Raw genomic sequence first — 13,351 nt, 5'->3', positions numbered from 1 at the left:
AGAGCACGTGACGAGCCGAGCGGCAGCCGTACCCGGCAACGACCATGTCAGCGACGGCGCACCGGTGCGGGACAACGACATCGCGATCGTCGGCATCGGTGTGCGGTTCCCCGATGCGGAGAACCTGGCCGAGTTCCGCGCCAACCTCCGGTCCGGCCGGGACTCCGTGGGCGCCATGCCGGCAGCGCGGGCGGCGGCGACCGGGCTGGACCCCGCGGCCCGGTTCCTCCCCATGGGGCACCTCGCCGACATCACTGGCTTCGACTACGCCTTCTTCAACTTCTCCCGTCGCGAGGCGTCCTTGATGGACCCGCAGCAGCGGCTCGCGCTGCTCCTCGCACACGAGGCGATTGAGGACGCCGGCTATGCGACCTCCGGCCTGGGCGACCACCCGGTGGCCGTCGTCCTCAGCTCCGCCACCTCCAGCTACCACGCGGCCGCCACGGACCCAGGAGCGCTCAGCGCACTGGGCAACGTGCCCTTCGGGCTGCCCGCCCGTATCGCCCATGTTCTCGGCCTCGCGGGGCCGTGCTACGCGGTCGACTCCGGCTGCAACGGCTCACTGATCGCCGTCCACCAGGCGAGCCGCGAACTGACCGCGGGGGACGCGGAGTACGCCATCGCGGGCGGGGTCAGCGTCCGCTCCGGCGGACTGCCCGCGCGGGACGCCGAGGGGCTGGACGAACTGGTGTCGCCCTCCGGCCGCTGCCGGGCGTTCGACGCCGACGCGGACGGCACCGTATCCGGCGAGGGCGGGGCCGTACTCCTGCTGACCACGGTACGGCGGGCGCTCGCCGACGGCGCCCCCGTCCACGCGGTGATCCGCGGCAGCGCCACCCTCCACAACGGGCACGCGGCCGCCACCATCAGCACGCCGAGCGCGGCAGGCCAGGCAAAGGTGATCGCGAAGGCATGGCAGTCGGCCGGCGCCGATCCCGCGTCCGCCGGATATCTGGAGGCGCACGGTTCGGGCACCCGGCTCGGCGACGCGGTCGAACTGGAGGGACTGACGACGGCGTTCGCGGGCCGGCGGGAGCGGCCGGGGCGGAGCGGGACCGCCCGGCTGCCGATCGGTTCGGTGAAGACGAACATCGGGCATCTGGACCACGCCGCCGGGATCGCCGGGCTCATCAAAGCCGTACTCAGCGTCCGGCACGGCGAGCTCTATCCCTCTCTGCACTTCGCACGCGCCACCGGCGGCATCGATCTCGCGGCCGCCGGGATGGAGGTCGTCACCGAGACCCGGCCGTGGGAGGAGCCAGGAGAGGGACGGCATCGGCTCGCCGGCGTCAACTCGTTCAGCCTCGGCGGCATCAATGCACACTGCGTGGTGCAACAGCCACCGGAACGGCCGGATCAGGATCCGGGCCGGGTGGGACACGGCCCCTCGGCACCCGCGCTGGTCGCCGTCTCCGCCCGCAGCCGGGCCGCACTGGCCAGGCTCTGCGCCAGCCTCGGGACCACCTTGCGCGACGGCCGGCAGCGCTTCGAGGACGTCACCTTCACGCTCAACAGCGGGCGCACGCACCATGAGCACCGCATCGCCGTACGAGCCCGGGACACGAAGGAACTGGCCGTACAACTCGCCGCTCAGGCAACTTGGCTGGCCGCGCAGATGCCTCCGGGCAACGAGACTGCTCGGGGCGTCGCCCGGCCCGCGGTGCCTGCGGTCGCGCTGCTGCTCTCACCCGACGCGCCGCCCGTGGGTGTGGAACCCGTGACGTTGCCCGACGAGTTGTCCGCCCCGACGCCGGAAAGTTGCGTACTGGCAGGACAGTTGGCGATGCACGCTGCGATGCTCCGCTGCGGGGTCCGCATCGAAGCGGTGCTGAGTGCCGGGACATCGCGCTATGCGGCGCGCTACCTGCGGGGCGAGCTCACCGAGCGGGACAGCCGTGAGCTCGCGGCGGGTGAGGGTGCCGCACCTGCCGACGCCGGAAGACTGATCGAGGCGGCGGACCGGCTGCTGGCCGACGGACCGGTGGTGTTCGTGGAACCGAGCCCCGACGGCAGCCTCGGCGCACTGCTCGCCGAGCACCTCGACGGGCGTAGGAACGCCGAGGTGCTCACGGCCTCCGAGCACAGCGGCGGGCTGCTGGGCGTGCTCGGTGCGCTCTACGAGCGCGGCGTGGACCTGAACTGGCGCGCGGTGAGCCGACCGGAGGCGGGCCCGGCCGCGGACCGGCCGCCGCGCCGGGTGCGTCTGCCGGGACACCCGATCAACGGCACGCGCTGCTGGGCGGATGTGGACCCGGTCCGGACGGGACCGGTTGAACCCGTGGCTCCGGCCGTCGCGCAGGCGGCGCGGTCCACACCCGATATCCCCCTGTCCGGTACCGCGGAGCTCGACGCCCCGGCGGCACCCCCGGAACGCGCAACGGAGCCCGGTTCGCAGCCCGCCGATCCCACGACCTGGCTGCGCACGGTCCTCGCCGAGCTGCTCAGCTCCGAGACCGAGATCGCCCCCGACGCCGACTACTTCGCGCTCGGCGGCAACTCGATCATCGCGCTGCAACTCGTCGAGCGGATCGAGGCGCACTACGGCTTCCGGCCGAACCTCATGGATGTGTACGACCACCCCACGGTGGCCGAATTCGCCGACCTTCTCAGATCACCGAAGGACCCCGTCGCGGCCGGCCCGCCCACCGGGACGGTGCCCCCGGTGGCTCCGCAATCCGGCCTCGTGATGTCCTTCGGCCAGGAGCGGATGTGGTTCCACCACCAGCTCGACGAGGACACCACGCTCTACAACCTGCCCATGGTCAGCCACGTCCGCGGCTCCATCGATGTCGCCGCGGTGCGCGGCATGTGGGAGGACCTGGCCGCCCGGCACGAGGTGCTGCGCTCCAACTTCGTCGAGATCGACGGCACGCCCACGCTGCGCATCCGCCCGGACCTCGGTGACTTCTTCCGGTACGCCGATGTGTCCCGCGCGCCCGATCCGCGGGCCGCCGCCCGGGAGCTGGTGCGCGAGGCAGCGGAACACCGCTTCGACCTCGCGAATGACCCACTGGTGCGGGTGCTCGTCGTCCGGATGGCCCCGGACGAGCACGTCTTCCAGATCACCATGCACCATGCCGTCAACGACGGCGGCTCACCGAAGATTTTCCAGCGGGAGCTGCCGGAGCTGTACGCGGCACGCCGGGCCGGCCGACCGCCACGGCTCGACCCGCTCCCCGTCCAGTACCGCGACTACGCACGCTGGCAGCGTGACCTCCTGGAGTCCGCTGCCCTGGACGGTGAACTGGCGTACTGGACAAACACATTGACCGGCGCGCCACAGCTGACGCTGCCGACCGACCACCCCCGCCCGGCGCGCAAGAACTTCGCCGGCGACCTGCGTGCGTTCACCGTCCCCGCGCCGGTCATGCGCGAACTGCGGCAGCTGGCGGCGCGCGAGTCGGTGACGCTGTTCGTGGTGCTGCTGGCCGCCCTCTATCTGCTGCTGGCGCGCTACAGCGGACAGCGCGATCTCGTCGTCGGCACCCCCACCACCGGACGCAACCGGCCCGAACTCCAGGGCCTGATCGGCTTCTTCAACAGCACGGTCGCACTACGCGCCGACCTGTCCGGCGACCCACGGCTGCGGGACTTCCTCCGGAACGTACGGACCATCGTCCTGGAGGCGCTGGAGCACCAGGAGATCCCGTTCGACCGGGTGGTCAATGCGCTGGGCGGAGAGCGCGACCTGAGCCGCGCCCCGCTGTTCGATGTGTTCTACGTGCACCAGGACCTGCCCCCGGTCCAGCAGATGGACGGCGCCGCGGTCGGCTTCTTCGACGAGCGCCACTTGGCCGCCAATCTCTTCGGCGGGATGCCGGCCGGCACCGCGAAGTTCGATCTGACCCTGGTCACATCGGACCGTGAGGGCGACGAGGAGATGGATGCCTGCCTGGAGTTCAGCACGGAACTATTCTCCGCCGATACGGCCGCCGAACTCACCGACGCGTATGCCGGGCTGCTGCGCCAGCTCGCCGCGGCGGACGTCGGCAATCGTCTGCTCTCCCAGCTGCTGCTCCCGGACACCGGAGCCACCCCGGCGACGGCATCCGTCCCCCCGCCCGCCCCGGAGCTGATGATTCCGGCGGACCGGCCGCGCCCGCCAGCCAGATCACCCATCGCCCTGAGCGACGCGGTGAGCGAGCCCCTGGACGCCGGACTGACCGCCGGGCTGCGCACGTTCGCGGCACGGTGCGCGGGCGGCGGCGATGACGCGGATACCTGCCTGCGGGCCGCGCTCCTCGCCGGCTGGGTGGTGCTGCTCGCCTGGGTCTGCGGACAGGACGAGGTGACCCTGGGGACGCCGACGGGCACAGTGCGGATCGAGCTGTCCGACGAGCCCGCGTTCGGGCCGCTGATCGACAGGGTCAGCGACGCACTGTCGGCCGCTGAACCACCCCTGCCCACCGGCACACCGGGCCCGCGGGTGCGCTGCGACGGTCTGCGGCTGCCCGGCGAGGCGGCGTTCGCCGAGGGCGGTGCGGGCGCCGAGATGAGCCTGTCGTGGCGGCCCGGCGCAGGCGACAGCCCGACCCTCTGGCTGGCCTTCGCCCCCGAACTCTTCGACACGACAACGGCCGCCGCGCTGGCCGCCGATCTCAGGCTGCTGCTCGGCGGCCTGCTGGACGAGCCGGACCTGCCGGTCCACGAGGTGGCAATCCAGTACATCGACCAGGACGCCAACGAAACGTCAGCCACATCAGTACTCGCGGCGAGGAAAACATGACCACTTCTGTTCCGCTGCCGCTGAGCGCGGCCCAGCACTCCGTTCTCCTGGACGGCCGGGAGAACGCAACCGACTGCGTGGCACAGTATCTCAGGGCCGATGGACCACAGCCGGCGCGGCCGGACCTGCTGCGCGAGGCGCTAGTGCGTGCGGTACGCGAGTGCGAGGGCCTGCACGTCACCTTCCGGTGGTACACCGACGGCCCCGTGCAGCTGCCGTCGCCCGACCCGGAACCGCCCATCGACCTCCTCGACCTCGATTTCCGGACCGCCCCCGCAGCCGGGGACCCGGCGGTCGACGCATGGATCGAAGCCGAACGCGCTCGCCCTCTCGACCTCGGCGCGGGCCCGGCCTACCGCCTGGCTGTGTTTCGGTTGCCCGGAGACCGGCTCGGCTGGTTCCAGCGTTACCACCGGCTGGTCAATGACGAGGCGGGAATGGCCGCGATCGCCGAACGAGTGGGCGAGCACTACGCTTCGCTGGTCGAGGGGCGGCAGGCCCGCCCGGCCCCCGGCCACCCGCTGACCGCCCGGCTCGCGGAGGAGGCCGCCTACCGGCGGTCGCCGGAACGAGCAGCGGACCACCGCTACTGGCGCGAGCTGCTCGCCGGCGCGCCAGGCCCCGAGCCGAAGTCACCCGTATTTCACGGGAGTTCGGCGAAGCGGCCGGTGAGGAACGCAGGTCACCGCTCGACCCTCGGCGCCGGGGACCTTGCCCGCGCCGCGCGGCGCAGCGGCGGCGGCCCGGCCGCCGTGCTGCTGGCCGCGCTGGCCGTGTATACTCACCGCCTCACCGGCTCCCGCAACCTGGTGCTCGGCCACCGGACGGCGGCCGGGACGGACCCGGGCACCCCGGGCGGCGACGCGGCCCGACCCGGCACCCTTGTGCCGATCCGGCTCACCGTCACCCCGGACCTGAGCTTCAGCACGGTGGCCAAGCGGGCCGGACTCGCGCTGCGCCGTGCCCGGCGGCACCGCTTCCTCGCCGACGCGGACCTGCCCTGGAGCGCGCCGGCCGGGTACGGCGCCATTGCCGCCTTCGAGCCCGCTCCGGGGCCCGTGGCCGGTTCCGGATTCACCGTCGCCCGTACCTGGGGCACGCCCGGCGAGGGGCTGTTCGTACGCGCCCAGGAGACGGCGGACGGCGGATGGAGGATGGAGATACGCGACTCCGCCACCGGCCCCGCCGACCCGGGCAGCCGCGCGGGCGGACACCGGCTGCCGCGACTGGTGGAACAGCTGGTGGCCCGGCCCGAGTCGCCCATCGGCGGATTCGACCTCGCCACGGAGGACGAGCTGCGCCTGGTCGGGCAGGAGCTGAACGCCACTGCGCGGCCCGTACCGGAGTCGACGATCACCGCCGAATTCGCGGCGGTGGTGCGCAGCACTCCGCAGGCAGTCGCGGTACGGGGCCAGGGCCTGGAACTCACCTACGCCGAGCTGAACGAGCGCGCCGACCGGCTCGCCGAGCTCCTGGCGCGCCGGGGCGCCGGCCCGGAGGAACTGGTGGCCGTCATGCTGCCGCGTACGCCGGACATGGTGGTCGCCGTACTGGCGGTGCTCAAGTCCGGCGCCGCGTACCTGCCGGTCGACCCCGAATACCCGGCGGGGCGGATCGCGTTCCTCCTCGGTGACGCGCGGCCCAAGGCCGTGCTGACCAGGGGTGATCTGGCCGGCCTGCTGCCCGCGGGCGCACCGCCCTGCGTGCTGGTCGACGACCTCGCCACCGTCGCCGAACTCGCCGCCCGGCCGGGCGATCCGCAGGAGCAGCCGGACCCGGTACGGCCCGGCAACGCGGCGTACGTCATCTACACCTCCGGCTCGACCGGCCTGCCCAAGGGGGTGGTCGTCACCCACCGCGCCGTGCACAACTTCGCGCGCTGGTCGGCCGACGAGTTGGGCACGGAGGCCTTCTCGCGGGTGCTCGGCGCGACGTCGCTCAGCTTTGACATGTCGGTGTTCGAGATCCTGGTTCCCCTGCTCTTCGGCGGCAGCGTCGATCTCGTGCGCAATCTGCTCTCGCTGCTCCAGGTCCCGGACTGGTCGGGCAGCCTGATCAACACCGTGCCCTCGGTCTACCGGAAGGTCGCCGGGGCGAAGTGGGTGCACGAGCGCGCGGACCACTACGTCTTCTGCGGCGAACCGCTCCCCGCGGAGCTGGTCCGCGAGGTGCAGCAGCGGGCCCCCGGCGCGACGGTCCACAACATCTACGGGCCGACCGAGGTCACCGTCTACGCGACGTCCTGGCGCTGCCCGCCCCAGACACCCGAAGACGCCGGCAACCGTACCGCGACTGTCACGGACTCCGCCGCGCCGCCACCCATCGGCACCCCCGTCGGCAACGTCCGCTGCCACGTCCTGGATGCGGCACTGCGCCCGGTGCCCCCGGGGCACACCGGCGAGCTGTACCTGGCTGGCGACTACCTGGCCCGCGGATACGCCAACCGCCCGGGTCTGACCGCGGAACGCTTCATCGCGGACCCCTTCGGCGGCCCCGGTGGCCGCATGTACCGCACGGGCGACCTGGCCCGGTGGACCGAGGCCGGCGCGCTGGAGTTCGTCAGCCGCACGGACAACCAGGTCAAGGTGCGCGGGTACCGGGTCGAACTCGGCGAGATCGAGGCCCGGCTCGGCGCGCTGCCCCAGGTGGCGGCCGCCGCGGTCGTGGCGACCGACGACGGCGAGGGCGACCGGCGGCTGACCGCGTACCTCGTCGCCGCCGACGGACAGCTGCCCGATCCGCAAGCGGTCCGCCAACGGCTGCGCGCCGACCTCCCGGACCCGCTGGTACCGTCCGCGATCGTCTTCGTGGACGCGCTGCCGCTGAACCCCAACGGAAAGACCGACCGGGCGGCTCTCCAGGAGCGCGCCGCGCAGCTCTCCGACGCCGACGGCCCCGAACCCGCCGAGCCGTCTGACCCCCTCGAGACGCTACGGAAGGTCTTCGCCCAGGTGGTGGAACGGGTCGCCGTCGGCCCGGAGGACAGCTTCTTCGCGATCGGCGGCGACAGCATCCGCTCCATAAAACTGGTCCGCCGGGCCCGGGAGGCGGGACTGGTGATCTCGCCCGAGGACGTCTTCGACCGCAAGACCCCGGCCGGGCTGGCCGAGGTCGCGGTGCCGCTTTGCACCGTGCCACCGGGGTCGGACGCCCCCGCGCGTACAGCTCCCGCGGCGGGTGCGGCGACCCCGTCACCCGGCCCCGCTATCGCGTCTGCGGGGCGGCCGGCCTCCGCCTCGCACCACGAGCCGCTGGTCCTGCTCGACGCGCAGGAGCATGGCTGGCTCGCGGCGCGGCACCCCGCCCTCGAGGACGTGCTGCCGCTCTCCCCGCTCCAGGAAGGGCTGCTCTTCCACGGTCAGTACGACCGGCAGGGCGAGGACGCCTACGTCATGCAGATGACGCTGGACATGACCGGACACCTCGATGTCCCCGCGCTGCGCCGGGCGTGCGATCTGCTGTGCCGCCGCCACCCCAACCTGCGGGCCGGCTTCCTACAACTGCCGACCGGACGCGCCGTACAGATCATCCCCGAACGCGGCCCGGACGTCACGGAGGTGGACCTGACCGGGCTGTCCGAGCGTGACCAGCAAGCCGAGTCCGACCGGATCTTCGCCGCGGGCCGGGCCACCCGGTTCGACCCCGCCGATCCGCCGCTGATCCGCTTCACCTTGATGCGGCTGGCCGCCGACCGCTACCGGCTGCTGGCCACCGCCCACCACATCTTGCTCGACGGCTGGTCCAACCAGCTCTTCCTGCCGGAGCTGTTCGCGCTCTACAGCGGCCCGGACGGGCTGCCCGAACCCACTCCCTACCGTGACTACCTCGGCTGGCTGCTCCGCCAGGACCGGGACGGCTCGCTCCGGGTGTGGCGTGACGCCCTGGGCGACAGTGCCCAGGGCAACGGGGCGCCGGAGCCGACGCTGCTTGCCCCGTCCGGCGTGCACCGTGCGTCGGTGTGGCCCGCCCGGCTCATGCACAGCATGACGCAGGAACAGTCGGACGCGGTCGCGAAGTTCGCCGGACATCACGGCATCACCGTCAACACGCTCATGCAGTGCTGCTGGGGGCTGCTGCTCGCGGAGTGGACAGGGCGCACGGATGTGCTCTTCGGCGCGATCGTCTCCGGCCGGTCGCCCGAGCTGCCCGGCGTCGAGTCGATGGTCGGATTCCTCATCAACACCCTGCCGGTCCGGGTCAGGATCGCGCCCGGAGAATCGTTGGGCGACCTGCTCCAGCGCGTTCAGAAGGAGCAGACACGTCTGCTGGCGCACCACCACATCGGCCTCACCGAGATTCAGCGCGCGGTCGACGCCGATGAACTTTTCGACACCGTCATGGTGTACGAGAACTTCCCGCCCGCCGGTGACCTGCGTGCGGCGCTGCCCGGAATGGAGATCACCGGTGCCAGCAGCGAAACGGCGGGCCACTACCCGCTGTCGCTGATGGCGATCCCGCGGGACGGCCGACTGGAGTTCAACTTCCTCTACCGGCCTGATGTGTTCGGCGAGGACGTCGTCGAACGCATGCTGCGCAGACTGCTGCGGCTGGTCGAGACGTTCACCACCGCCCCGGGCACCACGCTCGCCGGGCTCGACCTGCTCGATGCGGACGAGCACGCCACGCTGGCCGCGTACCGGGGCGGCGCCCCCGCGGTGCCGCAGGTCACCGTCACCTCGCTGCTGGACGCGCAGGCGGCCCGAACCCCGGACGCGGTAGCCTTGCGGCTGGCCGGCGACGAGGCAGGCCCCGGCACCGAGCTGAGCTACGCCGCGCTGCACGCGCGGGCCAACCAGGCCGCCCGGGAACTGATTGCCCGCGGCGCGGGACCGGAGAAACGCGTCGCGGTGCTGCTGCCGCGTTCCGTCGGGCTGACCGTCTCCTTGCTCGCGGTGCTCAAGGCGGGTGCCGCCTTCGTCCCGCTCGACCCGGAATACCCCTGCGAGCGGCTTCAGCTGATGCTGGACGACGTGCGCCCGACCGTGGTGATCACGGACCGGCGGCACGCCGCGACGGCCCCACTGCCCGGCCGCAGCGACCTGCTCGTCCTCGACGACACCCGGACCGCCGAGTCGATCGCCGGCCGCTCCGGCACACCGCTCCACGACGGTCTGCGACCTGCTCCACTGCTCCCCGCACACCCGGCCTACCTCGTCTACACCTCGGGAACCAGCGGACGGCCCAAGGGAGTTGTGGTCCCGCACGGCGGCACGGCCAGTGTGCTGCACAGCACCGTACCCGCGATTCGGGCCGGCCTGGGAAGCCGGATACTGCAGTTCGCCTCACCGGGCTTCGACGCGGGCCTGTACGACTTCTTCGAGGCGCTCACCAGCGGCGCGACCCTTGTGGTGGCGCCCACGGACCGGCTGAGGCCGGGCCGCGCCCTGGAACACCTCGCCCACCAGGAACGCATCACCAACATCTGCGTGCCGCCTTCCGTCCTCGCCGTGCTCACCCCCGGCGAGAGCCTGCCGCCGGGCACCCTGATCCGGTGTGGCGGCGAGGCTCTGCCGGCGGACCTGGCGACGCGCTGGTCGGCACTCCATCCACTGGTCAACGCCTATGGCCCGACCGAGACCACGGTGGTCGCAACGATCACCGGCACACTCCCCGGCGGGGGCACCTGTGTGTCGATCGGCCGCCCGGTCGCGGGCACCGTGATACATCTGCTCGACGCCGCCCTGCGCCCCGTCGGCCCGGGCAGGCCGGGAGAGCTGTATGTGGGGGGCCCCGCAGTGACCCGGGGATACCTGGGGCAGGCGGTGCTGACGTCGGAGCGGTTCGTTGCGGACCCGTTCGCGGGCGACGGCGGCCGGATGTACCGCACCGGGGACTTCGCCCGGTGGAACGCCGACGGAGAGCTGGAGTTCGTCGGCCGCGCCGACCGGCAGGTCAAAATCCGCGGCTACCGCATCGAACCCGGCGAGATCGAGGCGGCACTGGAGCGCCACCCCTCGGTCGCGAGCGCGGCGGTACGGCCCTGGACCGACGACACGGGCGACACCAGGCTCGTGGCATACGTGGTGCCGGAAACGCACGGCGCGGCGGCCGCCCCCGGGAACGCGGACCGCGACGGGCATGATGCCCGCGCCGCCACCGAATCCGACCTGCTCCATGAGTGGGAGTCGCTCTACGCGAGTTTGCATTCCGACCAGGAGGAGGGCGCCGAACGGGCGCCCTTCAAGGCGGACTTCACGGGCTGGCAAAGCACCTACGACGGCACCCCCATCCCGCATGCGGAGATGCTGGAGTGGCAGGCCGCCACCGTGCGCCGGATCCTTGAACTCCAGCCGTCCCGGGTCCTGGAGATCGGCGCCGGCAACGGACTGATCCTCGCCGCGGTGGCCCCGCACTGCGAGAACTACCTGGCCACGGACTTCTCCCTGCCCGCAGTCGAGGCACTGCGCCGGCGTCTCGCCCGCAGCCCCGGGCCGGCGGCGACGACCGAGGTGCGGCAGCAGGCCGCGCACGACTTCTCCGGGCTCGCCAAGGGCACGTTCGACACCGTCATCCTCAACTCGGTCGTGCAGTACTTCCCCTCCCGCGACTATCTGCTCCGCGTGATCGAGGGCGCACTGGAGCTGTTGGCCCCGGGCGGTGCGCTGTTCCTCGGAGACATCCGCGATGCGCGGCTGCGCGGCTGGCTGTTCACCGCGGCCGAGTGCGCCGCCGCGGCGCCCATGACACCAGTAACCGCTGTCCGCCTCGCCGCCGACCGGCGCACCCTGCTGGACGAGGAACTGGCCGTCGCCCCCGAATTCTTCGCCACCCTCGGCGCGCACGGCGGCCCGCCCGTAGGAGGCGTCGACATCCGGCTCAAATCCGGCCGCCACGACAACGAACTGACCCGCTACCGCTACGACGTCACGCTGCACAAGGACGCGGCCTCAGCAGTGTCCGTACGCGACGTCACCCGGCTGCGCTGGGACACCGACGTCAGCGATCTCGGTGAGCTGACCGCGCTGTTGCGCGCCGCCGCCCCGACACCCCTGCGGGTGTGTGGAATTCCGGACACCCGGCTCGCCCGCGACATTGCGGTACGGCGGATGCTGGACACCGCGCCGCCCACCACCAGGATCGGCGCACTCGACCTCCCAACGGACGCTGGGGGCGTGCACATCGAGAAGCTGACTGAGCGGGGCGCGGAACTCGGCTACCGCGTACTGGCAACGCCGTCGGCCACCGAGGGCGCCTTCGACGCGATTCTGGTGCCGGGTGACGCCGAGCGGTTCCGCGATGTCCACGAAGCCGGCCCCGTCGCCGGACTCACCTCCGCCGCGGACCTGGTGCACGACCCCGCCGCCGCAGTCGCCGTCGCCCACCTGCCGGGCACCCTGCTGGACGCGCTGCGCGGCACGCTGCCCGCACACGCCGTGCCCTCCTCTGTGGTCGTCCTGCCGGCGCTGCCACGCACCCCGAACGGCAAGACCGACCACGCCGCGCTGCCCGATCCTGACCTCTCCGTGAAAGCTGCAGGACGGGGGCCGCGGACGGTACAGGAGCGCCACCTGTGCGCCCTGTTCGCCGAGACTCTGGGTCTGCCCGCCGTCGGGATCGACGACAACTTCTTCGACCTGGGCGGGCACTCGCTGCTGGCCACCCGGCTGGCCCGTCGGCTGGAGTCCACCTGGGGAGGGAAGATTGACACCTCGGCGGTCTTCGTCGCGCCGACCGTCGCCTCGCTCGTCGAACACATCGGCGTGGACGACCACCAGCCGGCCTTCGACACCCTGCTCCCGCTCCGGCCGGTCCACGCCGCGGCCGGAGCGGCGGCGAGCACCACCGCCTCCGGGGCAGGCGACCGGCCTCCGCTGTTCTGTGTGCACCCGGCGGGCGGCGTCGGCTGGATGTACTCCGTGCTGATGCGGCAACTCGGCACCGAGCAGCCCCTCTACGCCCTTCAGTGCCGCGGCCTGGACGGTACCGGCCGACTCCCCGGCACGGTCGAGGACATGGCCATGGACTATGTCACCGAGATCCGTTCGGTGCAGCCCGAAGGGCCATACCATCTGCTGGGATGGTCGTTCGGCGGGATGGTCGCACACGCCATGGCGACCCGTCTCCAGGAGCAGGGCCAGACAGTCGGGCTGCTCGCATTGCTGGACTCGTACGTCATGGCGGACATCCCCCAACTGCCGCCGGTCCAGGCGTTCGGCGGTGAGCGCGCGATCTACGGTGCGCTCCTGGAGTTCGCGGGCATCCGTCCCATCGCGGCCGGTCCCGCGGCCTGGGCGGGGCCCGACGAGCTGTCCCCGGAGCGTTTCCTGGAGATCGTCCGGAACAGCGAAAACATGCTTTCGCGGATCTCGGAACAGCATCTGACCGGGATGGGCAACGTCTACCGCAACAACGTGGCGCTCGCCGCGAACTTCCACCCCGCGACGTTCTCCGGAGATGTGCTGTTCTTCGAGGCCCGGCAAGACGAGCGGACGGAGAACGGCGTCGACGGCCGACAGGACAGCATTCCCGTACTTGACCCCGGGATGTGGACCCCATACGTCAGCGAAGGCCGCATCCGTGTTCACCACAGCGACTTCTCCCACGCGGACCTGGGCAGCCCCGAATCGCTCGCCGAGATCGGCCGGACCCTGGCTGCCGAGCTGTGCCCGGACGAGAGGAACTGAA

Annotated in this window: 2 protein-coding genes; both read left to right on the top strand. The window is 72.1% G+C overall.

What is annotated here, in order from left to right:
• The first annotated feature begins 7 nt into the window (after positions 1–7).
• On the top strand, positions 8–4,726 hold the full coding sequence (locus ACWGJY_RS11920) for a condensation domain-containing protein (RefSeq protein WP_453260642.1): 4,719 nt from the start codon (positions 8–10) through the stop codon (positions 4,724–4,726).
• A complete protein-coding gene (locus ACWGJY_RS11915) occupies positions 4,723–13,350 on the top strand; it encodes an amino acid adenylation domain-containing protein (RefSeq protein WP_453260641.1) in 8,628 nt (2,875 codons plus the stop codon). The genes ACWGJY_RS11920 and ACWGJY_RS11915 overlap by 4 nt, the downstream gene beginning before the upstream one ends.
• Position 13,351 lies beyond the last annotated feature (1 nt).

Source organism: Streptomyces sp. NPDC054765 (assembly GCF_053612065.1).
The sequence above is the reverse complement of the archived record's forward strand: the minus strand, read 5'-3'. Positions and strand labels throughout refer to the sequence as shown.